This is a genomic window from Bacillus sp. FSL K6-6540 (assembly GCF_038007545.1).
On the sequence record NZ_JBBOXH010000002.1, the window covers coordinates 468059 to 485616 of the forward strand.

The window sequence follows — 17558 nt, forward strand, 5'->3', positions numbered from 1 at the left end:
TTTTGTATCGTTCTTATACAAACCATACCTCTCATTATAAACAAAATAAAACAGAATATGCTACCCTTAACAGCGTTAATTTAAATAATTTTACAAGAGTGATCCGACTGAGAGATGTTTTCCGTTAATCCGCGAGCATTCTGGAGATGACCAGTCTTTGAATTTCTTGAGTGCCTTCATAGATTTGCGTGATTTTTGCATCACGCATATAGCGTTCTACCGGATAATCTTTTGTATAGCCGTAGCCGCCGAAAATCTGCACGGCTTCGGTCGTTACCTTCATCGCCGTATCCCCAGCCATCAGTTTGGACATGGCGGAAGCTTTTCCATATGGAAGGCCCGATGATTCTAACCACGCAGCCTGATAGGTCAATAGCCTTGAAGCTTCTATCATTGTCGCCATATCCGCGAGTTTAAAAGCGATGCCCTGCTGCTCGGCGATCGATTTTCCGAATTGCTTTCGCTCTTTTGCATATTGAAGCGCCGCATCAAGCGCTCCTTGAGCGATGCCTACGGCTTGTGCAGCTATGCCGTTTCTGCCTCCGTCAAGCGTCTTCATCGCGATTTTGAAGCCTTCTCCTTCTTCTCCGAGACGCTTTGATGCGGGCACCACACAATCTTCGAACATGATTTCCGTTGTCGGTGAAGAACGGATGCCCAGCTTCTTTTCTTTCTTGCCTGTAAAAAATCCTTCAAAATCCTTTTCTACTATAAAAGCGGTAATGCCTCTTTTCTTTTTCTCGGGATCGGTGACGGCAAAAACAATGTAAATATCAGCAACACCGCCGTTTGTGATAAACACTTTGGAACCATTTAACACATAGTCATCGCCGATTCGTTCAGCAGTTGTTTTCATGCTGCCGGCGTCAGAGCCAGACCCTGCTTCGGTCAAAGCGAATGCGCCGATTTTCTCTCCGAGGGCCAGCTGTGTTAAGTACTCTGTCTTCTGCTCCTCCGTCCCAAAGGCAAACAGCGGCCAGCTGCAAAGAGAGATATGGGCGGAAAGCGTCACACCGGTGGAGGCGCACACTTTTGACAGCTCCTCCACCGCGATGACGTAGGCCAAATAGTCACTTCCGATTCCGCCGTAATCTTCAGGCCACGGAATTCCCGTCAGCCCCAGATTTGCCATTTCCCGAAACAGCTCGCGATCGAAGCGTTCTTGTTCGTCTCGTTCTGCTGCTGTCGGGGCCACCTCATGCTTCGCAAAATCGCGCACCAATTTTCGTATCATCTCATGTTCTTCTGATAATGAAAAATTCATTGCTTCTCCCCCATTTTCAGATCAGCGCCTAAAACGGATTGAGCCAGAAGCTCGACGACGTCGTACGTTTTGACTTGGTCTTCGGCTTCCTTCGCCTTTGTGCCGTCCCCAAGCATTGTGAGACAATACGGACAGCCAGAACTGATCACCGATGGATTGACTGCGAGCGCTTGCTCTGTCCTGGCGACGTTAATCCTGTTTCCTGTTTCTTCCTCCATCCACATTAATCCCCCGCCAGCTCCGCAGCACATGCCGGTTTCCCGGTTTCTCTCCATTTCAACAAGCTGCACGCCCGGAATGGCTTTCAAAATCTCTCTCGGCGGATCATAGACTTCATTGTACCGGCCCAAATAGCACGAATCATGGAAGGTAATCGTCTCATGAAGCGGGTGCTGCGGTCTTAATTTTCCGTTTTTCACAAGCTCGGCCAGCACTTCTGTATGATGATAAACCTCGCCTTCAAATCCGAAATCCGGATATTCGTTTTTAAATAAATTGTATGCATGGGGATCGATCGTAACGATTTTTTTGACATCATTTTTTTCAAATTCAGAAATATTCTTCTCAGCCAGCTCTTGGAACAAAAATTCATTTCCGAGGCGGCGCGGCGTGTCTCCTGAATTTTTTTCTTTATTGCCGAGGATCGCGAAGGACACGCCCGCGTGATTGAGCAGCTTGGCAAAGGAAATTGCGATTTTCTGGCTTCTGTTGTCGTAAGACCCCATGGAGCCTACCCAGAAAAGGTACTCAAATTCTTTTCCTTCTTTTTTCATTTCTTTTACAGTCGGAATCTCAGTATCCGGCGCCTCGTCACGCCAATTTTCACGTTCCTTGCGGTTGAGTCCCCACGGATTCCCCTGCCGCTCAATACTTGTCATTGCGCGCTGGGCGTCACTGTCCATTTTTCCTTCTGTCAGTACGAGGTAGCGGCGGAGATCGATGATTTTATCCACGTGCTCATTCATGACCGGGCATTGATCCTCACAGTTCCGGCAAGTGGTGCATGCCCAAATTTCTTCCTCTGTGATGACGTCGCCGATCAAGCTTGGATTGTAATCAAGCGCCGCTGCGGCTTCCTGCGATCCGCTGCCCGCTGACGCCGCAGCCAGCTGATTGCCTCTCGTATGCCGAAACGCTGCTGCGGGCACCCATGGGGAGCGCGAGGTGACGGCAGCGCCTTTTTCCGTGAGATGGTCTCTGAGACGCAAAATCAAGTCCATCGGAGAAAGCATTTTTCCGGTGCCTGTTGCAGGACACATATTGGTACAGCGGCCGCACTCGACACACGCATATAGATCAAGCAGCTGAGACTGTCTGAAATCCTCAATTTTTCCCGCTCCGTAGCTTTCTTTCGTTTCGTCGGTAAAATCAATTTTTTCAAGTTTTCCGGCAGATTCCATTCGATTGAAAAAGACGTTTGCCGGGCCGGCGATTAAATGGGCATGCTTCGACTGAGGCACGTACACTAAAAAGCTAAGCAAGAACAGAAGATGGATCCACCAAGCGATATAGAAAATCACCGCCGCGCCTGTTTTCCCGACACCGCTAAGCATAAACGCAATACCTGAGGCAATTGGCTCGCTCCAAGAAAGCCCATGCTCATGCCAAATCAGATTCATCCCGTTCCCAAGCAGAACGGTCAGCATTAATCCTCCGATAAAAATGAGAACGAGTCCGGCTTTGAAACCGCGTTTCAGCCTCACGAGCTTTTCGATATAACGTCTGTAGAATGCCCACCCAACAGCAATTAAAATGAGAAACGTAACAATTTCCTGAAAAAAGGTGAAGGCGGGATAGACAGGGCCAAGCGGCAGATTCCGGCCGGGAGCCAGTCCTTTGATGATAAAGTCAATTGCTCCGAACTGAACCAATATAAATCCGTAGAAAAACATGACGTGAATGATTCCGCTTTTCTTGTCCTTGAGCAGTTTTTTCTGTCCGAATACATTCACCCATATGGCGTGAAGCCGTTCCTTGAACCGTTGATCAAATTGTTCTTTCTGGCCGAGCTTGATGTAGGCCAGTCTCGTTTTGACCAAGTACACAAACAAACAGACAGCGTAAGCGGTTACAATCAGAAATAATAATGCATTTGCGATGAGAAAGCCGCTCATTCCAATTCCCCCTTTTTACTGATAAAGACCGCGATCCCCTACCCCCGAATCTGTATAAGATTATCTTTATGATAAATAATGAATGAGTGTTCAGTCAATAATTAAATTCCTGCTGTTCGGGCACACTACCTTTACTACGGAAAGGAGTGCCGGTATGAAGGTATTTATCGTGATTATGATCATTGTCGTTATTTTCTTTGCCTTGATTCTGCTTGATATCTTCATGGGCCGTGCCGGATACAGAAAAAAGGCGTACGAGCCTGTTTTTTCAAAAAAGAAGAGTGACATCGAATTGATCCACTGCGGCGCTGATCTCGTTGAGCGGATGATGAATGATATTCGCCAGGCCGCCTCTTCTGTTCACATGATGTTTTTTATTATGAAAAATGATGAGGTCAGCCACAATATGTATACCTTGCTGAAAACAAAAGCCCAAGCTGGCGTCTCCGTTTATTTGCTTCTGGATTGGGCTGGCTGCCGGGCAATTAAAAAAACGGCGCTGCAGACGATGAAAAATGCCGGCGTCCATGTCCATGTGATGAATCGTCCCCGTTTTCCTTTTTTCTTTTTTCACATGCAAAAACGGAATCACCGGAAGATTACGGTGATAGACGGAAAAATCGGTTATATCGGCGGGTTTAACATCGCCGAAGAATATCTTGGAAAGAAGGCGAAGTTCGGCAATTGGGAGGATTATCATCTGCGCATGATGGGAGAAGGCGTACATGATCTTCAAACGCTTTTTGCTTCTGATCTAAAACGAAATACCGGAATCCAACTGGGTTCGGATGTTTGGCCAAAGCTTCAGCAAGGGACTATTTCTCACAAGATATATGCGACCGACGGTTATTCCCTTGAAAACAAATACTTGGCCAATATTGCCCAAGCGAAGAATCGCCTTACGGTTTGCACGCCTTATTACATTCCATCAAAACCGCTTCAAGAGGCCCTTATTAACGCAAGAAAAAACGGCGTATCCGTGAGAATCATTGTACCGATGAAATCAGACCATCCGCTGGTACGAGAAGCGGCTTTTACGTATTATTCGGAGCTCTTGGATGCCGGCTGTCTTATTTATCGTTATTATCAAGGGTTTTATCATGTAAAAGCCCTCATCATAGACGACCATCTCAGCATTATCGGAACAGCCAACTTCGATAAACGAAGCATGTTTTTAAATGAAGAGGTGAATGTCGAAATTGATGACGAAGCGTTTACAAGTGAAGTCTATGCCACGATTGAGGAGGATATGAAAAAGTCGGAGCGGCTGACGATGGAGGATTTCAGCAAGCGCACATTCAGGCAGCGCCCGGCGGAATGGCTCGGCAGGGCATTATCTTATTTCTTATAAAGGAGAGTTCCTATGATTTTCAGATTCGGGTTCGTTTCAAATGCGATGAGCCTTTGGGATGCGTCTCCCGCTAAAACATTGACATTCGCGCGTTATTCAAAGCTTTCAAAGACTGAAAGAAAAGAAGCGCTTCTGACTGTGACAAAAGCCAATTTGCGCAATACGATGAGAACCCTTCACTATATCATCGGACACGGCATCCCTTTGTACCGTTTTTCCAGTTCGATTGTGCCGCTGGCTACGCATCCCGACGTGATGTGGGATTTTGTAACACCGTTTCAAAAAGAGTTTCGGGAGATTGGAGAGCTTGTTAAAACCCATCAACTGCGAACAAGCTTTCATCCAAATCAATTCACTCTGTTTACGAGCCCGAAGGAATCCCTCACAAAAAATGCGGTAACCGATATGGCGTATCACTACCGCATGCTTGAAGCCATGGGCATTGCTGATCGCTCCGTTATCAACATTCATATTGGCGGCGCTTACGGAAATAAAGACACCGCCACTGCACAATTTCATCAAAATATAAAACAGCTGCCGCAGGAGATCAAAAAGCGGATGACACTTGAAAATGATGATAAAACATATACAACGGAAGAAACGCTTCAGGTCTGTGAGCAGGAGGATGTTCCGTTTGTCTTTGACTTTCATCATTTTTACGCCAATCCAGACGATCACGCCGACCTGAATGTAGCACTGCCCCGCATGATCAAAACGTGGGAGCGGATCGGCCTTCAGCCAAAGGTTCACTTGTCTTCCCCAAAATCGGAGCAAGCGATACGCAGCCATGCCGATTATGTTGACGCCAACTTTTTGCTGCCGCTGTTGGAACGCTTTAGGCAATGGGGAACGAATATTGATTTCATGATTGAAGCAAAGCAGAAAGACAAGGCGCTTCTCCGCTTGATGGATGAATTAAGCTCCATCCGCGGTGTCAAACGCATCGGGGGCGGTGCGCTGCAATGGAAATCATAAATGTGCAAAAATAGGTTTACGACTTGTCAGCTTTGGGAACTTAGGCTATATAAGACAACAATCGATGGAGGAGAAAGATCATGAAAAATATCAAGTCTCTGAAAGTAGCCACACAGGCCTTTACTTTAAGAAATTTGATTCATCTTTATAAAATGTGCCATTCCGGAAGCCACGAGGTTTATATTTATTCAAAGAAAACGATGTGCAAAATCAAAAGCTTAATTGAGCTTGAAACGTTCCGCATGGCTCATAATGAAAAGGAATATCTGATCGTAGTTGAAGGAACAAAAGCATCACAGCTCATTGAAAAATTCCAAAATCTCATCGAGCCTGCTGAGAGAGAAGCGCTCTAACTTACATACAAAAAAGGATAGACATCTGTCTATCCTTTTTCTTATGCTCTTACATAATGGAGCTGAACCGCTTGTCCAAATTGTTTTGTCCCTTTTAACCGCAGTTTTGTTTCATTTGTTAGTTCGTGAAACAGCGGGATGCCGCTTCCTAAAACGACGGGAATAACAGTGATGATGAATTCGTCGATGGCATCTTCTTTCATAAAGTCATTCACAAGCTCTGCCCCGCCAGCTATCCAGATGTTTGAGCCTTTTTCCTGTTTCAAACGGGCAGTGAAGGCTCTGGCTCCCTCATTGATAAACGTCACATGTTCATCTTGATAACTGTCGGGCGATCCTGTAAAAACATAGCAGGTTTTATCCTGATATGGGAAAACCGGTGTTAGCACTTTAACGTGCTCATATGTGCCCCGCCCTAGAATGACTGTATCAACAGTCTGATAAAAATCACTGTAGCCGTTGTCACCTTCACCTTCAAATTCATCCAGCCAATCGATGCTTCCATCTTCTTTTGCGATCATCCCATCCAATGAAACAGCAATGTACAGCACAGTTTTTCTTTCCATGTTCTCCTCCTATCGCTGCACAATTTGCCCGAATTGCGCTTGATGCAGCCTGCTGTATAGGCCTCCGGCTTCGATCAGGTCTTGATGACGGCCTTGTTCTTCAATACCGTTGTTTGTGACAACTACAATTCTGTCCGCGTCTTTGATCGTCGCCAGCCTGTGGGCGATGACAAGCGTCGTGCGCCCCTCAGACAACTCTTGAAGCGCCTTTTGGATCGCCGCTTCCGTCTCTGTATCAAGGGCTGAGGTGGCTTCGTCGAGAATCAAGATCGACGGATTTTTCAAGAACATCCTTGCAATTGACAGACGCTGTTTTTGCCCGCCGGAAAGCTTCACGCCGCGTTCGCCAATCATAGTATCCAACCCATCGGGCATGTTATGGACGAGCTCTTCCAGATGCGCCTGCTTCACAGCTTGCCAAATGTCTTCTTCTGATGCGCCTAGTCGGCCGTAGGCGATATTTTCTCTAAGCGTGCCCGAGAATAAGAAAACGTCCTGCTGCACGACGCCAATCTGCCCGCGCAACGAAGAAAGCGTCATGTCTTTTATACTGATCCCGTCAATCGTAATGTAGCCCTCCGATGCTTCATAAAAACGCGGAAGCAGACTGCAAAGCGTTGATTTCCCCGCACCTGACGGACCGACGAACGCCACCGTTTCCCCCGCTTGAATGGATAGGTTGATGTCATTGAGGACATTGTGATGGCCATCATAGCCAAACGAAACATGTTTATAGCGGATATTGCCCTTCAGGCCGGAAACATCTTTCGCATCAGGTGAATCCTGAATGTCCGGCTCTGTCTCCATGAGCTCCATATAGCTTTTGAAACCCGCGATCCCCCTCGGATACATTTCGATAATGGCATTAATTTTGTCAATAGGCCTGAACAGCACATTTGTCAGGAGCACAAACGCCACAAATTCCCCGTACGATAAGGAGCCGCGAATGACAAACCACGTCCCGCACAAAAGGACAAACAGCGTGACAAACCGGGTCAGCATATAGCTGATTGAACCGTTTTTCGCCATGATTTTGTAGGAAGAAAGCTTTGTGGCACGGAAACGCTGGTTATTGACGGCGAAACGTTCTTTTTCAAACGCTTCATTTCCGAACGCCTGCACAAGCCGGATGCCGCCGATGTTATTTTCCACACGCGCGCTGAAGTCTCCGATATCCTTGTTCAGCGTGGTAAATGCTTTGGTCATTTTTTTGTTGAAATAAAGCGCTAGCCAAATGACGATCGGCATAATGATAAACGTTAATAAAGCAAGCTGCCAGTTAATAAACAGCATCACTCCGAACGCCCCGAGAATGGTCATGACCGCAATGAATAAGTCTTCCGGTCCGTGATGGGCGACTTCACCGATATACATTAAATCGTTCGTGAGCTTCGACATCAGCGTTCCCGTCTTGTTGTTGTCGTAAAATTTGAACGAGAGCTTTTGCAAATGGTCAAAAAGCGACTTTCTCATATCAGTCTCAATATTGATACCAAGCATGTGTCCCCAGTAGGTCACGATATACTGAAGAGCTGAGCTGAGCGCGTACACCGCAAATAACCCGATTGAGGTCGCGATGATCAGCCCCCAGTCCCTGCCCGGCAGCAAGGTATCAATAAAATAATTGACGATCAAAGGAAAACTCAGCTCCATTAAACCTCCCGCGATCGCTGAGAAAAAGTCGAGAAAGAACAACGTTTTATATGGTTTATAATATGAAAAAAATTGCCTCAGCACCCTATCTTCCCCCAATGTATAAATAACTGATAATATTTCTCAATTATACTATACACGGGCTGTTTTGAAAGATCAGATTTCTTTTTTCTTACAGAACACCTGAAAACAGGCGGGCAAACGACTCTTTTGTCCGGTCAGCCACGCCTCTTTTATAAAAGCCGACAGGGCTGAGCTTTTCACTTTCCTGCATATCCTCTTCAAAATGGGCCTCAAGAGTTCGGATCGCTTCGGCATCCGTGAAGAACACATTCACTTCAAAGTTGAGCTGAAAGCTGCGCATGTCCATATTCGCGGTACCGACGGAGGCGAGATCGCCATCAATGATCATGACTTTTTGATGCATGAAGCCTTTTTGATAGGAGTACACTTCAATGCCCTCAAGAAGCAACTCCGGGAAATAGGACCTCGACGCGTATTGGGTCAAAAAGCTGTCGTTCTTCTCCGGCACCATAACCCTTACCTCTACCCCCTTTGTCGCCGCTGCTTTTAGCGCCGTGCGAATGGATTCATTGGGGACAAAATAGGGCGTGGCGATCCATATTGATTTCTGCGCTGAAGAAATCATTTCATAATAAAGATCGCTCATGCTTTCCTTCATGTCAGGGCCTGTCGCGACAATTTGATAAATGCCTCCTCCCTCCACGGGAACCGGGGTATTGTACTCCTCTTGATCAATTAGCACTTCATTGGAGACGTATTCCCAATCCAGCATAAAGATAGCGTGGAGCGTTTGCACAATTTCCCCCTCAAGCCGCAGGTGTGTATCTCTCCAAAATCCGATGTGCGGATCTCTGCTGATATATTCCTTCCCAACATTTAATCCGCCCACAAAACCGGTTTTCCCATCGATGATCACGATTTTCCGGTGATTTCTGAAATTCAGCTTCTGGTTGAAAAACCCGTATTTCAGCGGAGAAAACGGGACGATGTCCACCCCCGCTTGTTTCATTCTCATAATATCTCTTCTTGCCAGCTTCATGCTTCCTGCCGCATCGTATAAAAACCTCACCTCGACACCCTGGCGCGCTTTCTCCATCATAATATCCATCATGCCGCGTCCGAGCATGTCTGATTTAAACATGTAGTATTCAATATGTATGTAAGATTCCGCTTTTCTCATTGCTTTGAAAATGTCCGGGAAGGTTTCTTCGCCGTTTTTCAGCACTTTGATGTTGCTTTTCGTATTGATATTCATATGGGCAGCCCTGATGGAATATGTAAAGAACCTCTCTTGATTGTCCTTCAGCCCTGTCACTTCGGGCGTTTCCTCCTTGTCAAACAGCTTCCTGAGCTTTTCCCTGTTGTACATTCGTTTTGTCTTAAACAGCTTTCCCTTTACATAAAGCTGTCCCGAAAACAGATAAAACACGTAGCCGGCGATTGGAAAAAAGACAAGAATATGGATCCACAGCAGCGTGTGCTGCGAGGTGCGGTTTTCAAGAATTAATGAATAGATGCTGAACAAAATAATGCTTATATAGCAAAGCAATCCTCCGTAAAACTCAAGCCTGGAAACCGGAAAAAACCAAATGACATATGCCCCGATGAGCATCATATATAAAAAGAAAAATTCCAGTCTCCTTTTCAGCATCCTGATTCTCTCCAATCTGATTCAATTACCTCTGTATTACCTCTTTTTTCTAATCGATAAACCTTGTAAGTAAATAACCTCTCCGCCGAAGGAGGAGAGGTTTAGAAAAAACTAACTGTCAAGGAATTCATCCGCATCGTTTCTGCAGAAATAAAGCAAGACTATAGGCAACGCCGAGTGACAACATGAGCGGCAGGCTGAACCCGCTGAGCACTCCGGCAAGCGCCGAAAAAGAGGCGGCGCTGTGACTGCAAATACGGTGGATAGAGTGAATTTGATGCCCATTCTGATGAGAGAAAATATATAAAACGGGATATTGATCAGAAAGAAAATAAGGAGTTAGTCAGGCTGAGTCATAATCTGCTGTTCCGCCGGTTTAAAATGAGTAAAATCCGTTTTATTCTTGATGTTATTTCCAAATACAAACACAACAGGATTCCCGGCCGCCCAGCCATTACCTTGGCAGAAAAAACCCCCTCTTGCAAGGAGGAATTTCACGAGCGTTTCCGATATACAACGTAGCTGCGGGTCAGATACTTGAGCGGCAGACTGAACACATGAACCAATCTTGTAAACGGCCACAGGATAAAAACGACGTAGCCTATCACAATATGAAACTTAAACCATAGCGGGACACTCTCCATCAACGAGGGGTCAGGCCGGAACAAAGCGATTTCCCTGAACCACGGCCCGACTGTTGTCCGGTAATCGAAGCCTTTCGAATCAATGTTGAGAAACGTGGCCGCAACGCCTGACAGCATCATAAACAGCAGCAGGAGGAGCGTCAGGATATCGGATGGCGAGCTCGTTTTGCGGATCCTTTTGTCAAACAGCCTTCTGTACGTCAGGATGACAAGTCCGGTACATGCCGCAATGCCCGCCGGCAAGCCAGCGCCAATCGCCATTTTGTGATACATATGCTCTGAAATGCCAAGGGAAGCATACACGCCTTTCGGGATCAGAATCCCCATGACATGCCCGCCGACAACGCACAGCAGTCCCCAGTGAAAAAGTGTGCTGCCCGCGGCGAGTTTTTTCTTTTCTAACAGCTCACTTGATTTCGCCGTCCAGCCAAATTGGTCATGCTGGTAGCGGTAAATATGGCCGCCGATAAAGATTGTCAATACAATGTATGGCATAATACCCCAGAGGATCTGCCCGCTCATGCCTGAACAGCCCCTTCAACGATTTCACGTACGCCAATGTTTTCAAGCGCGGCCAGCAGCACGTGCAGCAGTTCAGCGTATATACTGTCATTTTTTTCGAGACGGGATGCCAGCTCCCTCACATTGGACAGATATTTCTCAAACACGCTTCTCGCTGCTTCAATTTCTGCAGCCGCAGCAAATTCCAGCATCAGCGGCAGATAATCAGGCAGCTCTTTCTCTGTCGGCAGAAAACCGGATTGCTCGTATGCGTTTTTTAAATGCAGCAATTCAATGCCGCGTTCCCTTTGCTCGCCCGAGTTAAAGTAGGTGACATACATATTTGTTTTTTTCCCAAAGTCGAACGTATAGACATAGTGTTCAATCAGCGCTTCCGGTGAAAAGCTGGCTGACGCCTCGAAAAAGTGCAGCAGCTTCTCCCGGATTTGCCGGTTGCTGATTTCATGGATAAGAGCCTTCCAATCGGGAATCTCGGCTCTCCACTCTTCATCTGGATAAGAGAGAAGAGAGGAAAGGGCGGAGAACGTAATTTGCCGGTCTGTGGTGTTCATCTTGTTACACCTCATTTATCAAAAGTTAGAAACAGGAGCCGGGGCCGCCTGAAAATGATAAGCCGCAGCTCCCTTGTTCAGCATATAAATCTGAAACTTCTTCTCGATGACTGCTCGGTATCACAAAGCGGTCATCATATTTGGCAATCGCAAGCAGCCGATACATATCTTCAATTTGCTGTTCTGTTAAGCCGACACTGGAGATCAGTTCCGGGTCGATTGATTTATTTGTCTGGATCGCTCTCATATACTGGCGCATGACAGACATTTTCTTTAACGTTGACCGAATATGATCCGTATCACCGGCTGTTAACAGCTGCGCCAAATAATCTATCGGGATTCTCATTTGGTCGATAGCCGGAAAAATATCTTCTGCGGATTGCCGGCTGCCTTTTCCTTCAAAGAGATTCATAATCGGACTGAGCGGCGGAATGTACCACACCATTGGCAGCGTGCGGTACTCAGGATGAAGCGGCAGCGCAATCTTCCAGTCAATGATCATTTTATAGATCGGCGATTGCTGCGCAGCCTCTATCCATTCAGCCGGAATGCCTTGTTCTTTTGCCAGTTTGGCAACCTCAGGATCATTTGGATCGAGAAAAATGTCCAATTGTGAATGGTAGAGATCCTTTTCATTTTCAACAGATGCCGCTTCCTCCACTTTGTCCGCGTCATACAGCATGACGCCGAGGTAGCGGATTCTGCCAACACACGTCTCAGAGCAGATGGTCGGCAGTCCCGCCTCCAAACGCGGAAAGCAGAGAGTGCATTTTTCCGCTTTGTTCGTTTGCCAGTTAAAATAGACTTTTTTATAAGGACAGGATGAGACGCAATATCTCCAAGAACGGCATGCGTTTTGATCCACAAGCACAATGCCGTCCTCCTCGCGTTTGTACATGGCGCCGGATGGACAGGAGGAAACGCACGCCGGGTTGATGCAGTGCTCGCAAATACGGGGCAGATACATCATAAAGACCTCATCGAATTCTGTTTTGATCGATTCCTCCATCTTTTGTACGTTTGGATCTTCAAGTCCCGTTATGTGGCCGCCCGCGAGATCATCCTCCCAGTTCGGTCCCCATTCGATATTCATGAAATCCCCCGTCAAGGACGATTTCGGTCGTGCTACCGGCTGGTGTTTTTTCTGCGGGCTGTTCGTTAATGTTTCATAATCATAGTTCCAGGGCTCATAGTAATCATCAATCGACGGCTGATTCGGATTATAGAAAAGGCCTGCAAGCCGATTGGTTTTCGAACCCGATTTCAGCTCGAGCTTTCCTTTTTTCAATGTCCAGCCGCCTTTATATTTGTCCTGGTCCTCCCATTGCTTCGGGTAGCCGATGCCCGGCTTTGTTTCTACATTATTGAAGTACATATATTCCGCACCGGAACGGTTTGTCCACGTGTTTTTGCAGGTGACGCTGCACGTGTGGCAGCCGATGCATTTATCCAAGTTCATGACCATACCGATTTGCGCTTTAATCTTCAAGCCAATCGACCTCCTTCAGCTTGCGGATGACGACGTTCAGGTCGCGCTGATTCCCCGTTGGACCGTAATAATTAAAGCCGTAGCTGAGCTGGGCGTAGCCACCGATCATCTGTGTCGGCTTGACGTGAATCCTTGTCGGGCTGTTATGGGTGCCTCCGCGGTTATTCGTTAGCTTTGTGCCTGGCACGTTGATGTGGCGGTCCTGGGCATGGTGCATAAACGCCATTCCTTTAGGAATCCGATGAGACAAAACCGCTCTTGCGACGACAACGCCGTTTCGGTTGAAGCATTCAATCCAATCGTTGTCTTTGATATCCGTATCCTCTGCATCATCTTTATTCATCCATACGGTCGGTCCGCCGCGGAACAGCGTCAGCATCGGCAGGGAATCAAAATACATGCTGTGGACAGACCATTTATTATGCGGCGTCAAATAATTAAGGACGATTTCTTTTCCCTCTTGATCAGGCCGCTTGCTCAGAAACGGGCGATGCTGGAGGATCGGTTTGAATGTCGCCATCGTTTCACCGAATTCCATCATCAGTTCATGATCGACATAATAGGATTGTCTGCCTGTCAGCGTCCGCCACGGAATTAATTTTTCAACATTCGTTGTAAACGGCGAATACCTGCGCCCTCCTTTTTCAGAGCCGGAAAACGCTGGAGACGTGATCACCGTTTTCGGCTGGGCTGTAATTTGTTCGAACGTAAAGCATTCTTCCTCGCGTTCTTCCGCCAGGTCTTTCAGCTTCAGGTTCGTGATGTTTTCAAGTGATTCCCATGCTTTGACGGCGACCTTTCCATTCGAAGTGGATGATAGGGTTAAAATCGCTTCTGCTGCCTGCTTTGCTTCACTTATATTTGGACATCCCTTTGCGACACTGTCCGAGGTGATTTCTCCCAATCTCTGTTTGAGTGATTCATATTCATCGGCTATTGACCAGCTCATCCCTTTTGTTCCGCTCGGCTTTAAAGCAACGTTCGGACCAAGTGCAGTCATTTTATGAAAAATGTGTTTGTAATCCCGTTCAACGACTTGGATGTTCGGCATCGTTTTTCCCGGAATGGCTTCACATTCGCCTTTGCTCCAGTCATTGATTTTGCCGAATGGCTGGGCCAATTCCTGCATGGTGTCATGGAGGAGCGGCGTCGCAACCACTTCTTTCACGGGCTCCATATCGACTTCTTCTGCCAGATCGGAAACGGCTTTTGACAGCGCCTTGAAAATATCCCAGTCTGACTTCGATTCCCACGGAGCCGAGATCGCAGGAGCAAATGGATGAATGAACGGATGCATATCTGTGCTGCTGAGATCGTGTTTTTCATACCATGTCGCCGCCGGCAGCACGATATCGGAATACAGCGCCGTACCGGCCATTCGGAAGTCAAGATTGATTAACAAGTCGAGCTTTCCTTCCGGCGCCTGCTCCCGCCATTTGATTTCTTCAGGGCGGATGCTGTCGCTGTCGTCATTCATCAAGCCGTTTGTCGTCCCTAACAAATGCTTGAGAAAATATTCATGCCCTTTTCCTGAGCTCGAGATCAGATTTGCCCGCCATACGAAGAGATTTCTTGGGAAATTCACTTCATTATCAGGATCTTCAATCGCGAATTTCAGTTTTTTCTCTTGGAGCTGTGAGGCCACGTACGCACCAACGTCTTCAGGTGTTTCTGCCCCTGCTTTTTCAGCTTCTTTATACAGATCGATGCCATTTTGATTGAAAGTCGGGTAAGACGGAAGCCACCCCAGCCGCGCGGCCAGCACATTGTAATCAGCGTGGTGCTTGTAGCGGGATGACGCAGCAATCGGCGATGCCAAATCACTGATCGGCTGGTCCTCATAACGCCACTGATCTGTCGCAAAGTAGAAAAATGAGGTGCCGTTTTGCAGCTTGGGCACGCCTTCCCAGTCCTTTGCAGTTGCAATGGTCTGCCACCCTTCAGCAGGTCGGAGCTTTTCCTGCCCCACGTAATGGGCCCAGCCTCCGCCGTTTACGCCTTGGGCGCCTACAAGTAAAACAAGATTTAACACCGCTCGGTAGATCGTGTCGGAGTTGAACCAGTGGTTAATGCCGGCCCCTACGATAATCATGGATCGGCCGTCTGTATCGATCGCATTTTGGGCAAACTCTCTGGCAATCTTAACGACAGCTTCTTTTTTGATTCCTGTCATTTGTTCCTGCCAGGCAGGCGTAAACGGCTCAGGATCATCATAGGAGACAGCCGATCGTTCGCCGATGCCCCGGTTCACGCCGTAGTTAGCCAGTATCAAGTCAAACACGGTCGTGATGTACGTTTCTTCACCGTTCAGGTTCATTTTTTTAATAGGAAGATCCCGCTCGAGCACTTTGTTTCCGTCATTTGAAAAATACGGGATGCGCACCGTGCCGATTTCGTCCTCTATTCCCAGCACAGAGAGACGGGGTTCAATCGGTTCCCCGGTTTCTTCATCAATCATGTGCAGGTTCCATTTCTGCTGCCCGTCCCAGCGCGATCCCATTGTCCCTTGGGGTATGGCAAATGAACTTGTTTGTTCATCCCAAACCGCAGGCTTCCACTGATCATGCTTTGTCTGCCGCCCGATGTCCTTCGCATGCAGAAACCGTCCCGCTGTGTATACGCCATTTTCTTTTGACAGGGTGACGAGAAATGGAAAATCAGTGTATTGCTTCGCGTACTCAATAAAACGTTCAGTTTCTTGGTTCACGTAAAATTCCTGCAGAATGACATGACCCATCGCCATCGCAAGTGCCCCGTCAGTCCCTTGGCGAATACTCAGCCAGTCATCCGCGAACTTTGAGGATTCCGCAAAATCCGGACTGATCGAAATGACCTTAGCGCCTTTATAGCGGGCCTCCGCCAAAAAATGCGCGTCAGGCGTTCTCGTTAACGGAACGTTGGAGCCCCATGTGATGATATAGCCGGAATTGTACCAATCACTGCTTTCCGGAACGTCCGTCTGGTCACCCCAAATTTGCGGGGATGCTGGTGGAAGATCCGCATACCAGTCATAAAAACTGAGCATAGGGCCTCCGATTAACGACATAAACCGGGAGCCTGATGCATGGCTGATCATGGACATGGCCGGAATCGGAGAAAAACCGACGTTTCGGTCAGGCCCATATTTCATCACTGTATACAGCAGAGAGGCTGAAATCAGCTTCAGCACCTCCGGCCATTCAGCGCGCACAAAACCGCCTTTCCCTCTCGCCTGTTTATAGGACTTCGCTTTTTCAGGGTTTTCGACGATCGATTTCCAGGCTTCCAATGGATTTTGATGTTCTTGCAGTGCCTCCCGCCATAAATTAATCAGTACACCGCGCACGTATGGATATTTCACACGCAGCGGGCTGTAGATATACCATGAAAAACTGGCCCCCCGCGGGCAGCCTCTCGGTTCAAAATCAGGCATATCCGGTCCTGTTGATGGATAATTCAAATTTTGCCCTTCCCACGTGACAATTCCGTTTTTTACATAAATATTCCAGCTGCAAGACCCTGTACAGTTAACGCCGTGGGTGGAGCGAACGACTTTGTCGTACTGCCATCTGTTTCTGTATACATTCTCCCAATCGCGATCCTCGCGGGTAGTTTGGCTATGTTTATTTGAATGGTGTTCGATAGGAGAGAAATAATTCAATCTCCTAAACAACGGACTCATTTTCTTTTTCTTCATGAGAGTTCACTCCTTCCGAGTCAGGTGATGCTAAGTTCACTATAAACAGAGACAGCGTGTTTCCTTGTGAACTATGTCACACACTCTGCTTTTTTCACAAAATGTTCACACAAAGGAGAAGGAAGGCTGAGTTCAGGCAGGACGCTTGGGTCATTAGCTGCCTTTCATTCAAAGATCAAAAAAAACCGGCTCTATTTAAGAACCGGGCTCAGCGTTTTCATCCTGTGATGTATGCAGATACCGCAAAAATAATTGATAGGAACAAAAAACATTTTGCTGAAGCATAGCCAAAAAGTTCATTTGCAGCTGCGGATGATAAGACATCATTTTCTTAAATATGTAATATGGGATATTGAGAATCAGAATGTCTGAAGTGGCATTGACTGAGATAAAGGGCGATAAATAAAGCCCGCCTTTTTCATCAATCGGAAACACATCGCCTTTTTCCCACAGCGCAACGGTTTTCGACCCTTCAGGGAGCCTCGTGTCCATGAAACGGACACTGCCATTTAATACAATATAAACAGATTGAGAATGAAGAAAAGATGGAGACTGATCACATGAGCCGCGGATAAACGTGCCGTTTTTCAGCAAGGTTTCGACAATGGATAGAGGCACTTCATTAAACATAGGAAGTTGTTTCAGAAATAATAAATAGTCACACTGATTCATAGGAAAACCTCCTGTGCTAAGGATAGCTTTAGTGTAGCTCGACTGAGCCTGTA

At 47.1% G+C, this 17558-nt stretch carries 13 protein-coding genes and 1 pseudogene; 3 read left to right on the plus strand and 11 right to left on the minus strand.

Features of this window, described 5'->3' with window-relative positions; translation table 11 throughout:
- Positions 1 to 124 precede the first annotated feature (124 nt).
- Complete coding sequence (gene acdA, locus MHH82_RS34800; RefSeq protein ID WP_072175620.1) at positions 125 to 1264, minus strand: acyl-CoA dehydrogenase AcdA; 1140 nt, start codon at positions 1262 to 1264, stop codon at positions 125 to 127.
- Positions 1261 to 3378, minus strand: coding sequence for a heterodisulfide reductase-related iron-sulfur binding cluster (locus tag MHH82_RS34805; RefSeq protein ID WP_072175621.1), 2118 nt, complete (start codon positions 3376 to 3378; stop codon positions 1261 to 1263). The genes acdA and MHH82_RS34805 overlap by 4 nt, the downstream gene beginning before the upstream one ends.
- A 154-nt stretch (positions 3379 to 3532) precedes the next feature.
- On the opposite strand from MHH82_RS34805, the gene cls (MHH82_RS34810) reads away from it, so the two are divergent.
- From cls (MHH82_RS34810) to MHH82_RS34820, 3 genes are all read left to right on the plus strand, one after another.
- Complete coding sequence (cls, locus tag MHH82_RS34810; protein ID WP_072175622.1) at positions 3533 to 4729, plus strand: cardiolipin synthase; 1197 nt, start codon at positions 3533 to 3535, stop codon at positions 4727 to 4729.
- A 12-nt stretch (positions 4730 to 4741) separates the two neighbouring features.
- On the plus strand, positions 4742 to 5704 hold the full coding sequence (gene uvsE / locus MHH82_RS34815; RefSeq protein WP_032727054.1) for a UV DNA damage repair endonuclease UvsE: 963 nt from the start codon (positions 4742 to 4744) through the stop codon (positions 5702 to 5704).
- 80 nt (positions 5705 to 5784) lie between these two features.
- On the plus strand, positions 5785 to 6057 hold the full coding sequence (locus MHH82_RS34820; protein ID WP_340797445.1) for a hypothetical protein: 273 nt from the start codon (positions 5785 to 5787) through the stop codon (positions 6055 to 6057).
- 41 nt (positions 6058 to 6098) lie between these two features.
- On the opposite strand, the gene MHH82_RS34825 is transcribed toward MHH82_RS34820, so the two are convergent.
- From MHH82_RS34825 to arfM, 9 genes and pseudogenes are all read right to left on the minus strand, one after another.
- A complete protein-coding gene (locus MHH82_RS34825; protein ID WP_014481206.1) occupies positions 6099 to 6623 on the minus strand; it encodes a dihydrofolate reductase family protein in 525 nt (174 codons plus the stop codon).
- A gap of 9 nt (positions 6624 to 6632) precedes the next feature.
- On the minus strand, positions 6633 to 8360 hold the full coding sequence (locus MHH82_RS34830; protein ID WP_047183341.1) for an ABC transporter ATP-binding protein: 1728 nt from the start codon (positions 8358 to 8360) through the stop codon (positions 6633 to 6635).
- 88 nt (positions 8361 to 8448) lie between these two features.
- Positions 8449 to 9951: a cardiolipin synthase gene (cls, locus tag MHH82_RS34835; protein ID WP_072175623.1), complete on the minus strand. Its 1503-nt coding sequence runs from the start codon at positions 9949 to 9951 to the stop codon at positions 8449 to 8451.
- Between the two features lie 130 nt (positions 9952 to 10081).
- Positions 10082 to 10287, minus strand: a pseudogene (locus tag MHH82_RS34840) (YitT family protein); the annotation flags it as partial.
- 158 nt (positions 10288 to 10445) lie between these two features.
- On the minus strand, positions 10446 to 11117 hold the full coding sequence (gene narI, locus MHH82_RS34845) for a respiratory nitrate reductase subunit gamma (protein ID WP_072175624.1): 672 nt from the start codon (positions 11115 to 11117) through the stop codon (positions 10446 to 10448).
- Positions 11114 to 11668 (minus strand): nitrate reductase molybdenum cofactor assembly chaperone, encoded by a 555-nt coding sequence (narJ, locus tag MHH82_RS34850; protein WP_072175625.1) that lies wholly within the window; start codon positions 11666 to 11668, stop codon positions 11114 to 11116. The genes narI and narJ overlap by 4 nt, the downstream gene beginning before the upstream one ends.
- A 25-nt stretch (positions 11669 to 11693) precedes the next feature.
- Complete coding sequence (gene narH / locus MHH82_RS34855; RefSeq protein WP_038427984.1) at positions 11694 to 13157, minus strand: nitrate reductase subunit beta; 1464 nt, start codon at positions 13155 to 13157, stop codon at positions 11694 to 11696.
- Positions 13147 to 16833 carry a nitrate reductase subunit alpha gene (locus tag MHH82_RS34860; RefSeq protein ID WP_049140950.1) on the minus strand — a complete coding sequence of 1229 codons (3687 nt, stop codon included), beginning with the start codon at positions 16831 to 16833 and terminating at the stop codon, positions 13147 to 13149. The genes narH and MHH82_RS34860 overlap by 11 nt, the downstream gene beginning before the upstream one ends.
- A 195-nt stretch (positions 16834 to 17028) precedes the next feature.
- On the minus strand, positions 17029 to 17505 hold the full coding sequence (arfM, locus tag MHH82_RS34865) for a Crp/Fnr family transcriptional regulator ArfM (RefSeq protein ID WP_046160956.1): 477 nt from the start codon (positions 17503 to 17505) through the stop codon (positions 17029 to 17031).
- Positions 17506 to 17558: the final 53 nt, after the last annotated feature.